This is a genomic window from Paenibacillus sp. FSL F4-0243 (genome assembly GCF_037963295.1).
In the GTDB taxonomy this organism is placed as follows: Bacteria; Bacillota; Bacilli; order Paenibacillales; family Paenibacillaceae; genus Paenibacillus_AQ.
Window position 1 is genome coordinate 3,748,474 of record NZ_CP150151.1, and the last position, 19,707, is coordinate 3,768,180.

Genomic DNA, 19,707 nt, shown 5'->3' on the forward strand with positions numbered 1-19,707 from the left:
AAAACAAGCCGATTCCTATGAACTAAGGGTCAGCTTGCTTGGCATACAGCGTATCTAATCATCATCACATCAATCCAGCACTTCTTAAAAAGCGACTAACAATGTCTATCTGATAGCGAATACGAAGGTCACGATCAAGACTCCAGCAGGTTTCCACAGTAAATGCCTTCGCTCCTATGATACGGGAGACGGCTGCACGTGACGACCCGGGGCGCTCTCGTAAACGGATATTAAAATGATAAGAAGTATTAGCGATTGTACGATTAATGTCTTTTATGATACGTCTTGCCGAAACCGTACCTTGGCTCCCCGGCTTAATAATAATAGACTGACCTAGGCGTTTCGGATTTCTTTGAGACAAACCGTTCGCTTCATGGAGATCAAGGTACCAGGTGGGGCGATAACGCCGTACTAATTGAAGCAAGGCTACGGATAAGGGATGTTTGGCAGTTCCATTCCGAGTACGCGGAAACGTTCGGTTCAAATCGGGCACGCCCCGAATTCGTTTGCGATAAGCTTTTTGATTCATGAGAGGAACAATAATAAGCGTACCACGGTAAATATATAGTTCTCCTTGTCTTAAGTGATTCACGATGTTTTTCGCCGCACGAATGCTTGCCGTTTCATTCCCGTGTATGCCGGACACCACCATAAACACAGGACCAGGTAGCCCACCTCTGATCACGTAATAAGGGGTGGCATGGGATGTGGACGATGCTAAAGTATAATTCTCAATGATCATCATGCTTCACCTCCGCATTTAGGTGTCCATATATTTGTATTCCGTAGGACCCCAGTTGTCCTAGACAGATATATGCAAAAAAAGCCTGATTTCTCAGGCTTTAGACTTTACGTAATTTGAATCTAATTTAACCACAATTGAAATAATCCTTCGCGAACCCCGAGGTTATACATATAATAAATCCCAAAAATGAAACTAATAGATCCAGCTAGCTGAGTTAATGAGCGGTTCAACACTACATTCTTCTTACTGTAAACAAAAGGAATGCCAAGAATTGTCGTAAAGATAAGCATGCCACTAATCGTACCTATTCCAAATATCAAAATATACACGGCACATTCCCAAATTGAGGAGACCGTCGTGAGGGTAAGTAATACCATCGCCGCACTACCGGCTAATCCATGAATGAATCCGATGATGAATATCTTAATTAATGGAGATCTCTCATGGGTATGAGGTTCAATGTTTGACTTTTTTATAGACGCCATACTTTTAAACCCCAGATACACTAACATGATGCCAACGAGGAATTCTAAAGACATCGCCCATACTTCAGGTAATTCACCTTTTAACAGCACTAAAATCATTCCAACAATAAAAAGTGTACTTGTATGACCTATGCCCCAAAATAATCCAGTTAAAGTTGAACGCCATAATTTTTTATTTGTGCCTACCATAGTAGAAACCGCAATAATATGATCAGGTTCTATAGAATGCTTGATCCCTAGAATAAATCCGAAAAACAGCACAGACAATAAGCTAAATTCCAATTCAATTTCCTCCTACCATTCAAATGCAGCTAGACTTTCGTACTTGATCGTAGACCCTTTTTAAAGGAATGCCATGCAAAAGGGCTATGCGCTTGCACTCCTCAAACTCAGGCGCCCACTGGACAACCTCACCTGCACATATCCCTTTTTTAATAGTCACGGTTCCCCACTCTGTTTCAACGGATTCAAACGTTCTTTCAAGACGGTGTACAATTAAGGGATAATAACGAATGCCTAGTGTTGTTGTTTCTTCAAATAAAATCTCCTTCATAACGCTTACATTTTCAGAAGAACAAAGGAGCTGTAGTAGTGTTCCTGGTCTGTTTTTCTTCATATAGATAGGTGTATAAAATACATCATTTGCCCCGTTCTCAAAGAGCAAGTCCATAACATAACCAAGCCATTCTCCGGGAATATCGTCTAAATTCACTTCCATTTTAACCATGTCTGTATCTATATGTTCATGATCAGGAGGTCGTTGAGATTTCATGGACTTACTCCTTTCATATTTGTGCTAATCCCCAATAATAACTCTTAACGCATTGGGTTGATCCGAGAAAGTCTTGGTACCCGCTCCATATCCAATAGATTGAATGTTCATCGATGGAAGGGAACAAAACTCCTGAACGAGCACCGCAATTAAGGCAGCTCCAGTCGGTGTTGTTAGTTCTGCACTGATATTCGATTGCTCCAATGGAATGCCTTTAAGCATTTCAAGTGTTGCGGGCGCTGGAACCGGATAAATGCCATGATCAATGCGAATCTTCCCTTTGCCTACTGGAACTGGAGATGACTTGACGGTTTCAATCTCCATTTGATGAATCAGGATGGCCGCTCCAACAATATCAATAATAGAATCTACAGCACCCACTTCATGAAAATGCACCTGCTCTAGTGGGATTCCATGAATAAGCCCTTCGGCTTCTCCGATTTTCTTGAAAATTTTTAATGCTGTATTTTTCACTTGATCCGAAAAGCCAGCAGATTCAATTAACTTAACAATATCTTCATACGACCGGTGATCATGGTGGTGATGGGTATGGGTATGGTCGTGACTATGTTCAGGATGATCATGCGAATGGCTATGTTCGTGCGAGTGATGCTCGTGTATGTGGGTATGATCGTGATTGTGATTGTGATCGTGACTGTGATCATGCGTGTGTGCATGTTCGTGCTTATCTGTGTGGCTATGTTCATGTAAAAGTGCGGTTTTTTCACCACCAGAACTTATGTTCGCTTCACTCTGCAACAGCACATCAAACTTGGTACAAGTAATGCCATTTTTAACGATCTTACCCCACTTTAGTTCGTATTCAGCTTCGATATGCAGCTTGCTTAGCTCTTCTCTCAAATGGATGGGATCAGCTCCTGCATCGATAAGTGCTCCAATGAACATATCTCCGCTAATTCCGGAAAAGCAATCCAGATATAATGTTTTCATTATTTACAGCCCCTTTTGAATAAGCTTATGAATTAATGCGGCGTTGTACCCTCCACCGAACCCGTTATCAATATTTACAACACTTATACCTGAGGCACACGAATTCAGCATTGTTAGCAGCGCTGATAGACCATTAAAGCTAGCTCCATAGCCAATGCTCGTTGGGACAGCAATGACTGGATGAGCAACTAATCCACCAACCACGCTTGGAAGAGCCCCTTCCATACCAGCGACCACAACAGATACAACTGCATTCTGGATCTCTTCAGCATGATGCAACAGACGATGAATACCGGCGACTCCGACATCATAAATACGATGCACAGTACTTCCAAGCACCTCTGCAGTAACAGCAGCCTCTTCAGCTACCCTAATATCCGAAGTGCCTGCAGCAATAACGGCGATATAGCCTTTAGAGATATCCTCAGTACTTTCATTAGCTTTCCAATATAGAATTCTTGCAATTTCGTTATATATCAAATCTGGTATTACCTTTAAAATATCTTCAGCCTTATCCGAAGAAATTCTAGTGACGAGTACCTGATTATTCCGCGTACGTAAGGACTGGACAATAGCAATGATTTGTTCGGAAGTTTTACCTTCACCATAGACAATCTCAGGGAATCCTTGACGTTTTTTTCGATGATGATCCACTTTCGCGAACCCCAACTCTTCGAAAGCAGCCAAATGCTCTTGTGCCTCTGACACACTAAGTTTTCCATCTTGAACTTGCTTTAAAATGTCCTCGAGCATTTCGTCACCTCTTTAGTTCAAATCTAGTCATCAGAATAATTCAGCTACGGTTTTTGCTACTTTTTCATAGTTACAATAAATTTCTTTATATCGCTTGCTGCTTTCCTGATTGGGGGTGACAGGCAGTCCCATCGGAATATTATCTTTGATTTCTTCAAAAGACTTCACGCGACCCGTGCCTACCAATGCCGTCCAAGCAGCGCCCCACGCAGCACTGTGATGATTCTCTGAAACATAAATCTCAGCTTCAAAAATATCAGCCATCATCTGCAGCCAAAGTGGAGATCTGGCCAAGCCGCCGTTCACATATATTTTTGAGGAGGTTCCGGCAATGTTCTCTAGTGCCCTACCAATTTGATAGAGATTGAAAGTAATTCCTTCCAGCACAGCACGGATAAAATGCTCTTTCTTATGCGTAATCGCCACACCATAGAAATTCCCTTTTGCCTGTTGATTCCACAGTGGTGCTCTTTCTCCATTTAAATAGGGTAGGAACAGCAGTCCCTCCGCACCAGGTTCAACACACTCTGCTTCACTTAAAAATTCTTCGAAGCTTCCTTGATCTTGAATCAGATCCTTAAACCATTGAAGGACAATCCCACCATTGTTCGTAGGCCCTCCGATAATAAAAGTATCTTCGGTAAAAGAATAGCAGAACGTTTCTTGATTCTGACTAACCTTTGCGTGGCTTGTGAATTGTCTAATGGCTCCGCTAGTCCCTACTGAAACAGCAACTTCCCCTGGAAGTAGAGCGCCAATCCCTAAGTTAGCCAGCTGTCCGTCTGCTGCTCCGATCATAAAAGGAAGCTCTGCCTGAATTCCCATCTGTTCTGCTATTTCCGGATTAATCTTATTGAATTGAAAAGTTGGAGGAACAATCTTAGACAGCTGTTTATCAGATATGCCAACCAGCGTTAACAGATCCTGAACCCATGTGTGAGTTGCCGGGTTAAACAATCCGGTTGCAGAAGCCATCGAATAATCGATCATTCTTTCCCCAAACCAGCTGTAAATTAAATACTCCTTTATGGACATGAAGTAAGTAGCTTTTAGATAGGGTTCATAACCATTCTCCTTCATCCATAACAGCTTAATCAAAGGCGTCATCGGATGGACAGGAGTCCCAGTTTGCGCGTAAATCTGTTGTTTCATCGATTCTGACAGTTGATGGACCTGATCAGATCCTCTTCCATCCGCCCAAATGAGTGCAGGGGAGAGCGGGATGCCAGCTGCGTCTATTAGAACAAGAGAATGCATGGCCGCTGAGAATCCAATAGTAATCAATTCATTTTTACCGATCTTTGCTTTTCTAACAGCTTCTCTAATAGCCCTTACAGCAGAGCGTTCAATCTCGATTGCATCTTGTTCAGCCCAGCCTTGCTGCGGATAATGGAAGCTATTCATTTCTTCAACCTCTGTGATTAATTTTCCATGAATCGTAAACACACAGGCTTTAACACTTGTCGTACCGATATCAAGTCCAATTACAAGCTCTCTAGACATGCCTAACCTTCCCTTCTTACGATATAGAAAGAGCTTTATTCATACTGCCGCTCCGATATCCTAACAGATCCAACGTAACGTATTTATAGCCGTAACTCTGAAGCTCTTGCACGATAAGATGATGATGTGCTAAAACAATCTCCATATCTAAGGGTTCCACTTCAATTCTTGCAATATCCTGATGGGTTCGAACTCGTACTTGACGTATTTTCAGCGATTTTAAATAAGCCTCGGCTTTTTCTACCTTCTGCAGTTTCTCATTCGTAATACGCTCCCCATAGGCGATTCTTGAAGACAGACAGGCGAACGATGGTTTTTCCCATGTAGGCAAATTAAATGATTTCGAAAGCTCTCTTATTTCTGTTTTAAACAGTTCAGCCTCAAGTAGAGGACCACGGATGCCTCTCTCTTTAGCGGCTTGCATCCCTGGACGATGTTCGTTCATATCATCTGCAATAACACCATAGATGATATTCTTAAAGCTCGTTTCCTCCAGTACAGGGAATAAGTGATCGAATAAGCTGCTTTTGCAAAAATAACAGCGGTTTTTACTGTTCTCTGCATACCCCGGAATTGCGAGTTCAGAGGTTTCAATTACCTGATGTGTAACACCTATAAGTGCAGCGAGCTCTTTTGCCTCCTCCAGTTCACTTGATGGATAGGTTTCTGAATCCGCGGTTACCGCGAGTACATGATCAGGACCCAAAGTATCAACAGCCACTTTTAATAAGAAGGTGCTATCAACCCCACCAGAGAATGCAACCACTACTGATTTCATTTCACGAAGGATGGATTGTAATTTGTTATATTTATCTGTAAGCACTTATGATCCCTCCCATTGATGAATCTATTTACAGGATGCTCTTTAAATCGTCATACTTCCAAATCCGCCATCTACACGAATTAATGTACCGGTAACGAAACTGGAGGCTTTCTCAGAGGCTAGCCATACCGCAGCACCTTGAAGTTCTTCTGGTGTTCCAAAACGCTGCATAGGCGTATGTTTCATAATGGAGTCTATTCGCTCTGGACTTAGAATTTTGCGATTCTGTTCAGCCGGGAAGAACCCAGGGATGATAGCGTTTACACGGATGCCATTTAATGCAAACTCACGCGCTAAGAACTGAGTAACACTGTTAAGCGCCGCTTTGGAAACCGAATAGGTGAACACTTTGGATAACGGTGTTGTTGAGGATACGGAAGAGATGTTAATGATGCTGCCTTTCCGATTCTGCTCAATCATTTTTTTGGCAAAGATTTGACAGGTCTGCACGATGCCTTTTAAATTCACATCCATAATATCGTCCCACTCTTCCATTTCTAGTTCGAAGAAAGGTGTGGAGCTATTTTTCCCTGGAGCGTTCAGCAGGATGTCCCATCCTCCAGCCCATTCCTCAATTTCAGAAGCTACCTGAAGCAGAGAGTCACGTGAACTAACATTAGCTTGAAATGCTTTTGCTGTACCACCATTCTTAACAATGCTCTTTGCTACTTCTTCCGCTTTCTCTAGATTCCGTCCGACAATTGCAACTTGAGCGCCTTGTTCAGCAAATCCTGCCGCGATAGATGAACCAAGTACGCTGTTCCCACCAATGGCTACTGCTATTTTTCCTGTTAGATCAAATAGATTAGTCATGTCTTCTCTCCCCAGTGTTAGTATTAAAGTAAGTTTCCATTGCTATCGAAAGTTAGGTCGTAGGCTTCAGAGATCAATTCCATTTGAGGATGCTGCTTCACTACATCAATTAATGCCTCGGACACTTCCAACTCATTTAGCACCAATGTGTTTTTGATCCGAACCATTTTGACCTGAGTGAAATCTAAAATATTGCTGGTTTTGATAGCCGCTTGAATGGTTTCCCGGTCGTTAGGCAGCGTGGTTGCAATTTTTGTAGGTGCTACAACAGTAGAAGTCAATCCATTGGCATAGGTTACTTCCAGATCCATCTTGTCTACTAGCCTTTGCGTTGTAAAATCAGCGGTTCCAACACCGTTTGCATTACCTTCAGTCTGTGGCGTCAAATCAAGTACAACGATCTTATTAACCTCAGGACCTCCATAAGCGTATGGCGTTGGGTAACGACCTGTAATATTTGGATCCATACCGTCTCCGCTAATGTTTTTGCCAATTTGATCGATGATAAGTACCTCTAATTGATCAAAGAATAGTTTTGGCAGCATTTCCTTTGCCTTCACTTGTAAAGCGGCTTCCTGTTCAACAATCTCTTCAGGAGTTAACGTCTCAATGCAAACTACTTTATCAAAAGCGTTTTCAATCGTTGCCACTCCAAAAAGAATAGGTTTCTTCTCCATAATCATCTTGGCCATAGCGGGAACATTCTCGGCCATGTACTTGAAGCCCAACTGATGACAGGCCTCAGCACCTTTTTGCTTGCCTAAACCAATGCTAATCATCTTCATGATTCCACTTTCAACTGGACCTCTAAATGCGGTATGAGGTTTAATGCGATTAATCACTACAATCCCATCTGCACTTGCGGCATGTTTGTCTACATATACGGGTAATCCATTAGGCAGCTCACCAAGCAGAACCACTTCCATCGATGAACGAATCTCGCAATTCACGCTTTCTTCTGTAACGCCCAGATGGGCCAAAACATCACGTTGTCCCTCAGCGGTGGCTCCGCCATGACTCCCCATGCTTGGAACGATAAAAGGCTTCGCTCCGGCATCTTGCAGAAACTTCACTGTAATAGCTGTTATTTCCACTAAACGGTCTAAACCTCTACTTCCAACAGCAATAGCGATTTCCATACCGGGTTGAATGGAGTTCCGAATCTCATCTCTTAGTAGCTTATTATTCATTTCCTTCCCAAGGTCTTCAATATGCCCACTATCAAAATTCACTCTTACTTTGGCCATTTTCGGAACCGGAATATCTTTTAGAAGCTCTTGTAAAATCCCCATGATTTCCTCCACTCCAAGTACAAATTGTTATTCATTCATGCTTTCTAATCTGCTTAAAATAGCGTTCTGATAAACCACTTTAAATTAATTTGTTTACCATACAAACTAATTACCTGTATAATAACATCATGCCTTAGGTTCGTCAATCATTCAAGGAGGTGCTTTATGATTACCGGCGATTCTTCACATGTCAAACAAATTAATCGTGCTCTAATCTTAGGTGAAATTATAGGGCACGGCTCTATTTCAAGAACAGACCTAGCAAAGGTAACCGGGTTAAATAAGTCCACTCTATCCGTTCAGGCAGCTGATTTGTTAGCAGAGGTACTAATTATCGAGACCTATAAAGAGCATAACAATCCAGGCCGAAAACCGATCTTACTCTCACTTAATGAAACTGCTGGGTATGCGCTAGGGATTGATTTGGACGGTAAAAAGATGACTTTTGTACTTACCAATTTACAAGGTGTTCCAGTCTCTTCTCAACTGATTGAGTTTGAAACCCATAACTATCACGAAATATTTAGATTACTAGTGGAACAGATCAGACACTATAAGAAGCGTTGTGAACTTGCTCCTCACGGCCTCATAGGCGTGGCCATAGGGGTACATGGGATTGTAGATAATTCTGAGTTGATTTGTTATCTCCCCTATCATCAATGGCACAACAGAGATTTAAAACAAGATCTTAAAGACGTAACTGGACTTAACATTTTTGTGGAGAACAACGCGAATTTAAGCGCCTTCTCAGAAATTGTCTTTATGCATCATCAGAGTGAGCATTTATTTTCATTAAGCTTCAATTCAGGAATAGGGCTGGGGATGATGGTTCATGGAGAGGTATTAAAAGGCTATAACGGCTTCGCCGGAGAGATAGGTCATATGATTATCATTCCTGACGGGAAAGTCTGCAGTTGCGGGAATTCGGGGTGCTGGGAACAATATGCTTCTGAAGTAAGTTTAACGAGTTCGATAGCGCGTATGAAGAAAAAAGAAAAGGTAAGTCTTCAGGAAATTGAACATTGGATCCAAGTGGCTGACCCTGTAGCAATTGCTGCGCTAGAGAAATATATGAATTACATTGCGACTGGCCTCAACAATATTATAAATCTGTTCAATCCTGAAATTATGATTCTTAACAATCGCCTTCTAACTATCTATCCGAATGCCCTGCCTCTACTTCTATCAAAGCTAAGTTCGTCGATAAGTCAGCCTTGTAAGTTACTCCTTTCAGAATTAGGGGAGAAGGCCTGTGTTATGGGAGCTTGTGCATTAGTTATAAAAAACTTTCTTGGAGTCTCAAAGCTTAGCTTGAGTAATAGCAGGAGCTAGATGGATTTTGTAATAAAAAAAACGAATAAAGCCTATTACAACGGCTTTATTCGTTAGATTAGATTACTAAATTTTAGAACCAGTTCTCATAACCCAACTGTTTCAGATAGCTTCCTGAAGTCTGTAGACAATCAAACGGATCTTTCCCATACGTATCGTCTTGCTCAATCAAGAAATACTGCACACCACTCTCGTGACCGGCTTCGATAATCGCCTGAATATCTAAGCTCCCTTCACCAAGCTCTGCAAACTCAATAATATTGGAGAACTTATACATAAACTTTGACATATCTTTAAAGTCATCTGCACTTAAATCCATGTGGCCGATTCTGTAATCCTTTAGATGCAGTAAGGATACACGTCCAGCAAAGCGTTTAATAACATTTACCGGATTCTCACCACCCCGCTGAATCCAATGAACATCCAATTCGAAACCGAGCTTCGAGGTGTTGTCCTTCATCATATCCAGAAGCGTTTCCCCGTCATATTTCTCAAATTCTACGTGGTGGTTGTGATAATAGAGCTCAATACCGTGCTTCTCCAAACGTGTAGCCATTTCTTCTGCTTGATGAATATACTCCATAATTTTCTCTTTATTTCCCATAAGCGTTATTGGCATCATACCAATACGGACATAATTACAGTTCAATGTCCTGCAATCATTGACGATTTTATCGAAATCTGTGGTTAAGGATTCCCCTGGCATACCCGGCATCGTATTCAGAGGAGCAGAGACCGAAACGATTTGGATAATAAAATCCTCGCTAGCACGTTTAAGCTCGGACACATTCTCCTTAGTCATATCAATTTGAGTGACTTCAACGGCACTAAATCCTAGTTCTTTCACCGTTCGTAGTGTCTCATAAACTCCGTTTTCCACAATTTTATTTTTCAAGTTGAACATTTGCACACCAATTTTACCGTTACTCATCTAGATCACCCTCCAGTTGAATTTCTTGTTTTTGTGCCGAAGATTTGTGAATCGTATCTATCATTCTTATGGACTGAACAGCATCTCGGATATGAACATAATCGTGTGAATCGTTACGTATACAATCATAGAAATGATCGATTAGTGAAGCGTGGCTAGCTCCATAATAAAACTTCGTCCCTGGAAGCTTGGCATCTTCAACTAATACCTCTTTCTCCCCATGATCATCTTCTTTAATTAATAGGCTGTCTTTTATTGTGAATTTCACTTTCTCATACATCACTTCAAGCTCAACGCTAGAATTACTCGCATTGGCAACGGTTGCAAAAAACAAGCCCTTAGCTCCGTTCTTAAACCGAATATACGCAGACACCGTATCCTCGACCTCAATACCGTAATTCATCAGTTGATCAACGGATCCTCGGATCGCCTCGATCGGCCCACCAAGCAATTGCATATGATCCAGCGTATGGATCGATTGATTAATCATCACCCCGCCACCGGATTCGCTTTTCCGTCCACGCCATGGTTTGATATCATAATAGACTTGCGGTCTATACCATGCTACCAAGCCCTTAATCCCAATCAAAGGGCCATAGTCATTATGACGAACAATATCCTGTAGCATCTCAAAAGTCTCGTTATAACGGTTCTGTAGACAGATGCAAACTTTGATCTGCTCATATTCTGCCTCAAGCTTCTCCATGGCTAACGCTTCTTCTATGTTTAAGGCTAACGGTTTTTCTTGAAGCACATGAACCCCATTCTCCATGCAGGCTTTGGTTACTGGATAGTGCAGATGATGTGGCAAGCAAATATGCACGCAGTCAAGGGACTCTTTTTGAAGCATGAGCAGATAATCTGTATAAAAGCTTATACCAGGTAGTGTGTTCCTTAGAGACTCATCAATATCACATACAGCCACTAACTCAATCCCTGGATTCGTCTGAATCGCTTGAATATGAATGTTGGAAATATCACCAAGTCCAATAACCGCTGCCTTTAACATATGGAAATCTCCTTTTCAAAACTAACCCATGGCTCATACCACGAGTTAGTTTTTTAAATATTAAGAAGTATCATTACTTGGTTAGAGGTTGCTTTTGCTCTTCTTCGATCTTCTTCTTGAGTTCGTTCAAATATAGCTCTTCATCAACAGGGAGCTCCACCTCTTTACCTAGCCAGCTAGATAAGTGAATGGCATTTGCAAGCGCCACGCCGTGAATACCATCACTTCCTGGTGCCAAAAGCGGCTCCCCATCTAAAATATGGGATGCGAAGTTCTTCATGACTGCAGTATGTTGAGCTCCCCAGACACTTTCAAAGGTAATAACTTCTTCATTGTAGATTTCATCCGAATTTCCACCCATGAATATTTTCATTACATCAACCATACTCATGGTATCGCTCATTTCGCGCTCAGGTTTGATCAGGCGTTTAACGGTTATCTTATTACTGTCATCAACTACGATTTTCCCTTTATCACCCAAAATCTCAAATCGGTCCGTTCCTACAACATCATGTGTGCAAGTGACGAATACGCCTGTTGCGCCGTTCCCATAGTCTAGTAGTACAGTAACCTCATCTTCTACTGCTATATTTCTTTGATAACCATATTTCACATTGGAGTAGACTTTCTTAGGCATTCCGCATATCCACTGTAATAAATCCAGCTGATGTGGAGCCTGATTGACCAGAACACCACCACCTTCGCCTTCCCAAGTAGCTCTCCAAGCGCTTTGATCATAATAACCTTGAGGTCTCCACCAGGTGGTAATCATCCAATTCGTGCGACGAATCTCACCGATTTCTCCGTTATCAATAATTTCCTTCAGCTTTTGATATAGCGGGTTGGTTCGCTGATTAAACATGATTCCAAAAGCTATTTCGGGCTTAGTTGCTGCGAATTCATTTAGTTCTCTAACCTGCTTCGTGTATACTCCGGCTGGCTTTTCCACCAGGGCGTGAACGTTTCTCTTCAACGCTTCGATTCCCATTTCCGGATGCAAATAGTGAGGCACACAAGTGACTATTGCGTCTACTTCTCCACTTTCAATCATTTCGATGTAGTTGTCATAGAAAGGAACATCCGGATACTTTTCTGATGCCCACTGTTTCTTTGCAGGATCGATATCACAGATTGCCCCAAGCTGCATATTCTCCACTTTTTCTTCGGTCAAAAAATTTGCATATGCACTGCCTTGTGCACCAACACCGATAATTCCCATTCTTACTTTTGTCATTTCACTTTCTCCTCGCTTTCAATATGTTCAAGTATTTGAATAAGAGCTTCGTACTGTAGCTTGTAGCCCTCCGCCCCATTAAGACCTTTGTTGTCCTTAATAATTTCTTCTGCATTCTCCAGTTCTAAATCCTTTAAGGAGTCAAACTGAACCAGATGTGGTTCAAGCGTCAAGAAACCTTTATACCCACTGTGAATCACCTGAGACAATATCGACGGGATTTGCCCCTCCCCAGTCCCACAGACCACATTCTGATTATCCGACTTAACTGCATCCTTAATGTGTATATAAGCAATTTCATCTTTCAATAAATCGTAGCATGCTTGAGTATCCTCACCACATTGCACGAAGTTCGCAAAATCAAAAATAGCCTTAAAATACTTGGAATTAACCGCATTCAACATCTCACTACAGCGCCGAGCAATATCACCGTAGATATCTTTTTCATTCTCATGCAGTAGAATTACATCGTATTGTTCAGCGATCGTAGTAAATTCCTTGATCTTCTCAATCACTTCGTCCCGGTATTGATCGGGATCGTCACCCTTGGGGATATAGAAGCTGAATATACGAATATACTTGCACTGCAATAAATTGCTGATCTGACAGAGTCTGTGTAGCATTTCTTTTTGCTTTATAAAAGCGCCTTCATCTTTCACGAAAATTTTCCCGATTGGCGAACCGATGGAGGATACTCGAATACCGGATCGTTCAAGTCTGGGTAGAACATTCGATCGAATCTCTTCCAGTGTAAAGTCACCGATATTTCTACCGTCAATGCCGCGCAAGGATAAGTACTGCATCCCCAATTTCGAAACTACCTCAAGCTGCTGGTCAAACTCTGCAGAAATTTCATCAGAGAAGCCTGAGATGCTAAGGTTTTTATTTACCACAACCTCTTTCCCTCCTCCTAGCGATTACCAGTTGAATGTATAAGAATAACGTTACTATAAATGAAACCGATTTATTATTCTCGTAAAATCTTGTGTATAATAGTAAAATATAGAGCAGCTTGAGAAGAATAATGTTTACAAGGGGTGAGAATTTAGTGTTATCTGAGGAATGGGAACAACTACAAAAACTACTTAAATTCACATATAACTATGCGAGCATTGAGACTGTCTTTTTTCAATCAGGGGTACAGATCGTATGGGAGTCTGGGCATATACAAGTGCCAGAGCCATTAAAAGGTTACTTCGAAGATCTCAGAGCAATGCTTCAGCTTCAACATTCGAATGCCGCATCACATTTACTTATTCATTCCACATCCTATAAATTGAATTTCATCTCTTCCAACCTTTACAAAGGCACCAGTTACCTAGGGAGCATAATTGTAGGTCCTTATCTACTGGAAGAGCCTTCTACACTTCTCATGCACGATATTATATTTGACAATAATTTATCCATTTGGCTGCAGCCCATCTTAGAACAATATTATCTCTCTCTGCCTTTAATCAATGAACAAAAGGTCAATAACATCTCAGAATTTCTAGCGTATCTTTCAGAGAGTGCTCAACTTTCTAACCACTCGGTTTCAACTTTTGAGCATGTTAGCTATAACTTTCGAAGCCAGAATCTGTTACTTTCTGAAGCGGTCAAAAACAAAACAGATTTATCGCCAGCGATCATAGAAGAAAGATATCGGAAAGAAAATCAATTATTGTCTATTATAGAGCGAGGAAATCAACAACAGCTGCAACAATTCTTGAAGGATGGTGCATGGGGTAAGAATGATTTTCCTGACCGTTTCCCTACGGACCCCCTAAGATCACGTAAAAATTTGACCTTTGTAAGCAACACTCTGCTGCGCAAGGCAGCAGAGAAAGGTGGCGTTCATCCAGTCTACATAGACAGTATCTCAGAGAAATTTTCTATTCAAATCGAAAGATCTGCTTCTGTACAACAGCTTTCTGAGCTTCAAATGAAAATGTATTCTGAATACTGCAAGCTTGTTAATGATTTGTCTCTGAAACCCTATAGTTCTACCATAAGAAAAGCGATCGAATATATCCGCCTAAACCTGGATAAAGAATTGAGTCTTGATATAATAGCCCGTGCGATCTCGGCAAGCATGTACGAGCTTTCCAGACAGTTCAAACAAGAAACTAGCCAATCTATTATTGATTACATCAACTTGCTGAGAATTAAATCCGCTGTTGAAATGTTGGAGAACAATTATCTATCGATAACGGATATCGCTCAGATCGTTGGTTATAATGATGTGAACTATTTTATAAAGGTCTTTAAAAAAACTAACGGAATCACCCCAAATCAGTTCCGGAAAAATAGAAGAAGTATTCAGCAGAATTAACATCTGAAATCGCTACATTTTACAAGCTTCTATTCTCTGTTAAGTCAGTAGCAAGCTGGAGTGTACGTTTTTTGTTCAATGGATAAAGAAATACTAAGATTAGAAAAACTATGAATACCATAACGGCAGGTAATAAAGTTGCTAATGTATGCACTCCCTGAAGTGTATCCTGCGATTGCGCTTTAAGCTGAGCATTATATCCGACAGCACTAATGGCAAAACCACCAAGTCCACCAGCAATTGCTTGACCCACCTTACGGGCAAAGGAATACACAGAGTAAACTGTACCATCTTCCCGTAATCCCGTTAAGTATTCATGATAATCAATAACATCCGTAACAAATGCCCAGATCGTCATGTTAAAGAAAGCGGTACCAAATGAGGCTACAGTCATTACTCCAATGAATTGATTAACGCTCAAGTTTGGCATGAAATATAACAAAGCATATACTATAGCCGCTAGAAGCAAACCCGCTGAGGCGGTTTCTTTTTTTCCGAATCTTGCAACCAAAGGTTTTATTAATGGCATGGTAATGAATATCGTTGCCGTTTGAATCAAGCCCATCATACTTAATGCTTTTGCACTTCCGAAATAGTCTTTAAACAAATAGACATTCACAGCACCGGTAAGCATAAAGCAAGTCATGATGGCAAGCGAAGCGATTAGGATCCAGATCAGGGGTTTGTTCTTTTTAAATCCTTTTAGCGTTGCTCGAAAATTTGTTTTTACCTTTGAGTTATTCGACGAAGTAATACGTTCAGTGGAGAGACTATAGCAGGCCATATAACAGGAGAGTGAAAGAATGGCGAAGATAACAGCTGTCAAAAAAAATCGATTAGCATCTGCTTTGTTATCTACGAAAATAATCAAAGGACCAACCACATTTATAATCAGCCCTGCTAATGAAGCCCCTAAGCTCCGAAAGGTTGATAACAAGGTTCGTTCCACTGGATCACTGGTGATCACTGAAGCCATTGAACCGTAAGGAATATTAACCGTACTGTATAATGTTCCCCATAGAATATAAGTTACAAAAGCGTAGGCCAGATAGAATCCATCAGACATTCCTGGAATATGAACGAACATTAACACACCAGTAACAACTAGCGGAAAAGACATTCTAAAGATCCATGGTTTGAATTTCCCCTTCGGCCCTGCTTTTCTAGTATCGATAAAACGTCCCCAAGTTACATCTGCGACTGCATCCCATAAGCGAGCAATGAGAAAAAGTCCGCCTACGGCTGCCGCACTGATTCCATACACATCTGTATAGAATACCATCAAGAAAGAGCTTGCAAGAATGAAGGAAAAATCATTGCCGAAATCACCGAACAAATAACCCATCTTATCTCTGAGGCCAAACCTTCTGTTGTTTACATTTGTTACTAAACCCTTTGAAGTTTCGAGACCGGCTTGTTGATTCATATTTATCCCCCCGTAACTTTTGAATAGCTACATTTAAGCGCATCCTTCAAAAGTAAGAATTGTAAAGATATTTAATTAGTTCATTAAACTAACAAAATATCTTTACCGTAGGATAACACCATCAACTTATACTCGTCAACAGAAATTGTAAGCGCTTCAAAATATTTTTTATGTGTATATTTTCACATCGTTTTTTCGCAAAAACCTCTCAGGAAGTTGAGTAATATCAAACATCTTTAAAGCAAAAATCAACAAAAAACCCCTATCAAACCTGGGGTTTCTGTTGAAAGATGACAAACGATATAACCTTAAGAATGACTTCTCTCTGCTATGTCTGCGGTAAGCTGAAGCGTGCGTTTTTTGTTCAAAGGATATAAGAATACAAGGATCAAAAATACTAGAGCTAAGATAATGGCAGGCATTAATGTTGCTAAGGTATGGAGTCCGTGAAGCGTAGCTGGTGTCTGTGATTTAAGGGTGGCATTATAACCTACTGCACTAATCGCAAACCCTCCAAGTCCTCCAGCAATCGCTTGCCCCACCTTACGAGCAAAGGAGTAAATAGAATACACCGTTCCATCTTCACGAAGGCCCGTTATGTATTCATGATAATCTATCACATCGGTCACAAACGCCCAGATCACCATATTAAAGAAAGCGTAACCAAAATTAGCGATAGACAATATTCCAATAAATTGATTAGTGCTCACATTAGGCAAAAAGTATAATAAAGCGTAAATGGCTGCAGCTAATAAAAGACCGGCGGAGGCTGTTTCCTTTTTACCGAATCTGGCAACTAGTGGTTTTACTAATGGCATAGCGATCAACATAGCTACGGTTTGAACAAAACCTACCATACTTAAAGCTGTTGTACTACCAAAATAGTCTTTGAACAAATAGATATTTACTGATCCGATAAGCATAAAACAAGTCATAAAAACGAGTGAAGCAACTAAGATCCAGATTAGAGGTTTGTTTTTGGAGAATCCTTTTAAAGTGGCGCCCAGATTACCTTTAACCTTATTGTTCTCTGGAGCAATAATCCGTTCAGTGGATAGCTTATAACAAGCCATGTAACAGGAAAGTGAAAGAACTGCAAATATAACAGCTGCAAGTAAAAATCGGTTCGGATCTGCCTTGTTGTCTACGAATATAATCATGGGCCCTACTACATTAATAATTAACCCTGCTAATGAAGAGCCTAACGTTCGAAATGTTGATAGTGAGGTGCGTTCAACAGGATCACTTGTGATTACAGAAGCCATTGACCCGTAAGGAATATTCACGGTGCTGTAAAACGTTCCCCAGAGAATATAAGTTACATAAGCGTAAGCCAGATAGAATCCGTCAGACATCCCTGGTAGATGAATGAACATTAATACACCTGTAATCACTAGTGGAAACGACATTCTAAAGATCCACGGTTTGAATTTTCCGTTAGGACTTGCTTTTCTGGTATCTATAAAACGCCCCCAGGTTACATCAGCGATTGCGTCCCAAAGTCGGGCAATAAGGAAAAGTCCACCAACGGCAGCCGCATTAATTCCGAATACATCCGTGTAGAATACCATTAAGAAAGAGCTTACAAGAATAAAGAAAAAATCATTGCCGAAATCACCGAATAAATAACCCAGCTTATCCCTTAGACCAAACTTTCTGTTTGTTGCACTAGACACAAAACCCTTTGAAGTTTCCAGACCAGTTTGTGTATTCAACTTCATTCCCCCGTAACTCTTGGATGGTGTACACTTTTACTTCTTCACCTATCAAAAGTAATGATGTAAGGATAATTAATTTGTTTAATAAACTAATTAATTATCCTTACCGTAGAATACCATTTTCTGATGTGCTCGTCAATAACTTTTGTAAGCGCTATATTAACTATTTTATTAGTCTATTCTAACCATTTTGTATGAAATACGCCTTCTTTATCTACTCTCTGATAAGTATGGGCACCAAAATAATCTCGCTGTGCCTGTAGTAAGTTTGCAGGAAGTGTCTCCGCGCGATAACTGTCGTAGTAAGCAATCGCACTTGAAAATGAAGGTACAGGGATCCCGCATTTAATCGCAAGTGACAGAACGTCACGTAGAGCCGTCTGGTACTCTTCCACTATATCTTTAAAGTATGGATCTAGCAAAAGGTTAGCAAGCTCAGCATCTTGATCATAGGCATCTTTGATTTTTTGTAGGAATTGCGCACGAATAATACAACCGCCACGGAAGATCATGGCTATATCTCCGTAACGTAAATTCCATTCGTACTCCTCAGACGCTACACGCATCTGTGCAAAGCCTTGAGCATACGAGCAAATTTTACTCATATATAGTGCTTTCCGAACAGCTTCGATCAGCTCATCTTGATCACCATTGTAGCTCTTCTTCTCTGGTCCTTGAAGCAATTTACTAGCCTTGACCCGTTCCTCCTTCATGGCCGAGATAAAGCGTGCAAATACAGATTCTGTAATGATAGGCAGCGGAACGCCGAGATCCAGCGCATTTTGACTAGTCCACTTTCCTGTACCTTTTTGGCCAGCGGTATCTAGGATGACATCGACCATAGGCTTTCCGGTTTCTTCATCTGTTTTCGCAAAGATATCGGCAGTAATCTCAATCAAATAACTATCCAGCTCACCTTTATTCCACTCACTAAATACATCATGCAGCTCTGCAGCACTAAGATTCAGGACCTGCTTCAGAATAAAATAAGCCTCCGAAATCAATTGCATATCGCCATATTCTATGCCATTGTGAACCATCTTCACATAGTGTCCGGCACCGTCGGGTCCAATATAGGTACAGCAAGGATCGCCATCGACTTTGGCCGATATAGCCTCGAGAATGGGCTTTACAAGCTCATAAGCTTCTTTCTTCCCCCCAGGCATGATGGAAGGGCCCTTAAGAGCTCCTTCCTCCCCACCAGATACGCCAGTACCAATAAAATGAAAGCCGGCGGATTGTAGTTCCTTGTTTCTACGAATAGTATCTTGGAAGAAAGTATTTCCTCCATCTATCAAAATATCGCCTTCTTCAAGAAAAGGCTTTAACGATTCGATTGTCGCATCCGTAGCTGAACCCGCTTTAACCATCAGTAATATTTTTCGTGGTTTCTCGAGCGCATTTACAAACTCTTCAACCGTTTCTGAGCCTATAAAATTCTTGCCATACGCTTCATTGGTTAGGAACTCTTCTGTTTTATCATAAGAACGATTAAAGACTGCGACGGAATAACCTCTGCTTTCTATATTCAAAGCCAGGTTCTTCCCCATCACTGCAAGACCTACGACACCAATCTGCTGCTGTTTAGACATGCCTCTGCTCTCTCCCT

16 protein-coding genes and 1 pseudogene are annotated in these 19,707 nt (G+C 41.1%); 2 read left to right on the forward strand and 15 right to left on the reverse strand.

What is annotated here, in order from left to right:
• Nucleotides 1-64: 64 nt before the first annotated feature.
• From NSS87_RS16425 to NSS87_RS16460, 8 genes and pseudogenes are all read right to left on the reverse strand, one after another.
• Complete coding sequence (locus tag NSS87_RS16425) at nucleotides 65-742, reverse strand: succinylglutamate desuccinylase/aspartoacylase family protein (protein ID WP_339248595.1); 678 nt, start codon at nucleotides 740-742, stop codon at nucleotides 65-67.
• Between the two features lie 122 nt (nucleotides 743-864).
• The gene (locus NSS87_RS16430; RefSeq protein ID WP_339241321.1) at nucleotides 865-1,512 is read right to left on the reverse strand and encodes an urease accessory protein UreH; all 648 of its coding nucleotides are present in this window, start codon (nucleotides 1,510-1,512) and stop codon (nucleotides 865-867) included.
• A gap of 19 nt (nucleotides 1,513-1,531) precedes the next feature.
• Nucleotides 1,532-2,953: pseudogene (gene larC, locus NSS87_RS16435) on the reverse strand (nickel pincer cofactor biosynthesis protein LarC).
• A 3-nt stretch (nucleotides 2,954-2,956) separates the two neighbouring features.
• Entirely contained in the window at nucleotides 2,957-3,706 is a 750-nt protein-coding gene (gene larB / locus NSS87_RS16440) for a nickel pincer cofactor biosynthesis protein LarB (RefSeq protein ID WP_339241324.1), read from the reverse strand.
• 30 nt (nucleotides 3,707-3,736) lie between these two features.
• Complete coding sequence (locus tag NSS87_RS16445) at nucleotides 3,737-5,209, reverse strand: gluconokinase (RefSeq protein ID WP_339241327.1); 1,473 nt, start codon at nucleotides 5,207-5,209, stop codon at nucleotides 3,737-3,739.
• A gap of 16 nt (nucleotides 5,210-5,225) precedes the next feature.
• Nucleotides 5,226-6,032 (reverse strand): ATP-dependent sacrificial sulfur transferase LarE, encoded by an 807-nt coding sequence (gene larE / locus NSS87_RS16450; RefSeq protein ID WP_339241329.1) that lies wholly within the window; start codon nucleotides 6,030-6,032, stop codon nucleotides 5,226-5,228.
• Nucleotides 6,033-6,074: 42 nt separating this feature from the next.
• Nucleotides 6,075-6,845: an SDR family oxidoreductase gene (locus tag NSS87_RS16455; RefSeq protein WP_339241331.1), complete on the reverse strand. Its 771-nt coding sequence runs from the start codon at nucleotides 6,843-6,845 to the stop codon at nucleotides 6,075-6,077.
• 23 nt (nucleotides 6,846-6,868) lie between these two features.
• A complete protein-coding gene (locus NSS87_RS16460) occupies nucleotides 6,869-8,137 on the reverse strand; it encodes a lactate racemase domain-containing protein (RefSeq protein ID WP_339241333.1) in 1,269 nt (422 codons plus the stop codon).
• A 165-nt stretch (nucleotides 8,138-8,302) separates the two neighbouring features.
• Between NSS87_RS16460 and NSS87_RS16465 the strand changes: the two genes are divergently transcribed.
• Nucleotides 8,303-9,469 carry an ROK family transcriptional regulator gene (locus NSS87_RS16465; RefSeq protein ID WP_339241335.1) on the forward strand — a complete coding sequence of 389 codons (1,167 nt, stop codon included), beginning with the start codon at nucleotides 8,303-8,305 and terminating at the stop codon, nucleotides 9,467-9,469.
• Nucleotides 9,470-9,542: 73 nt separating this feature from the next.
• Here the strand turns inward: NSS87_RS16465 and NSS87_RS16470 are convergent, their stop codons facing one another.
• The 4 genes from NSS87_RS16470 to NSS87_RS16485 form a co-directional block, all read right to left on the reverse strand.
• Nucleotides 9,543-10,400 (reverse strand): sugar phosphate isomerase/epimerase, encoded by an 858-nt coding sequence (locus NSS87_RS16470; protein ID WP_339241337.1) that lies wholly within the window; start codon nucleotides 10,398-10,400, stop codon nucleotides 9,543-9,545.
• The gene (locus NSS87_RS16475) at nucleotides 10,393-11,409 is read right to left on the reverse strand and encodes a Gfo/Idh/MocA family oxidoreductase (protein ID WP_339241339.1); all 1,017 of its coding nucleotides are present in this window, start codon (nucleotides 11,407-11,409) and stop codon (nucleotides 10,393-10,395) included. The genes NSS87_RS16470 and NSS87_RS16475 overlap by 8 nt, the downstream gene beginning before the upstream one ends.
• Nucleotides 11,410-11,482: 73 nt before the next feature.
• Nucleotides 11,483-12,643 carry a Gfo/Idh/MocA family oxidoreductase gene (locus NSS87_RS16480; protein ID WP_339241341.1) on the reverse strand — a complete coding sequence of 387 codons (1,161 nt, stop codon included), beginning with the start codon at nucleotides 12,641-12,643 and terminating at the stop codon, nucleotides 11,483-11,485.
• Nucleotides 12,640-13,536 (reverse strand): sugar phosphate isomerase/epimerase family protein, encoded by an 897-nt coding sequence (locus tag NSS87_RS16485; protein ID WP_042188532.1) that lies wholly within the window; start codon nucleotides 13,534-13,536, stop codon nucleotides 12,640-12,642. The genes NSS87_RS16480 and NSS87_RS16485 overlap by 4 nt, the downstream gene beginning before the upstream one ends.
• Nucleotides 13,537-13,691: 155 nt before the next feature.
• Between NSS87_RS16485 and NSS87_RS16490 the strand changes: the two genes are divergently transcribed.
• Nucleotides 13,692-14,954, forward strand: coding sequence for a helix-turn-helix domain-containing protein (locus NSS87_RS16490; protein WP_339241345.1), 1,263 nt, complete (start codon nucleotides 13,692-13,694; stop codon nucleotides 14,952-14,954).
• Nucleotides 14,955-14,973: 19 nt separating this feature from the next.
• Here NSS87_RS16490 and NSS87_RS16495 read toward each other — a convergent pair whose 3' ends face one another.
• From NSS87_RS16495 to gndA, 3 genes are all read right to left on the reverse strand, one after another.
• The gene (locus NSS87_RS16495; protein WP_339241348.1) at nucleotides 14,974-16,380 is read right to left on the reverse strand and encodes an MFS transporter; all 1,407 of its coding nucleotides are present in this window, start codon (nucleotides 16,378-16,380) and stop codon (nucleotides 14,974-14,976) included.
• A gap of 308 nt (nucleotides 16,381-16,688) precedes the next feature.
• The gene (locus NSS87_RS16500; protein WP_339241350.1) at nucleotides 16,689-18,095 is read right to left on the reverse strand and encodes a glycoside-pentoside-hexuronide (GPH):cation symporter; all 1,407 of its coding nucleotides are present in this window, start codon (nucleotides 18,093-18,095) and stop codon (nucleotides 16,689-16,691) included.
• A gap of 179 nt (nucleotides 18,096-18,274) precedes the next feature.
• A complete protein-coding gene (gndA, locus tag NSS87_RS16505) occupies nucleotides 18,275-19,690 on the reverse strand; it encodes an NADP-dependent phosphogluconate dehydrogenase (protein WP_042188538.1) in 1,416 nt (471 codons plus the stop codon).
• Between the last annotated feature and the right edge of the window lie 17 nt (nucleotides 19,691-19,707).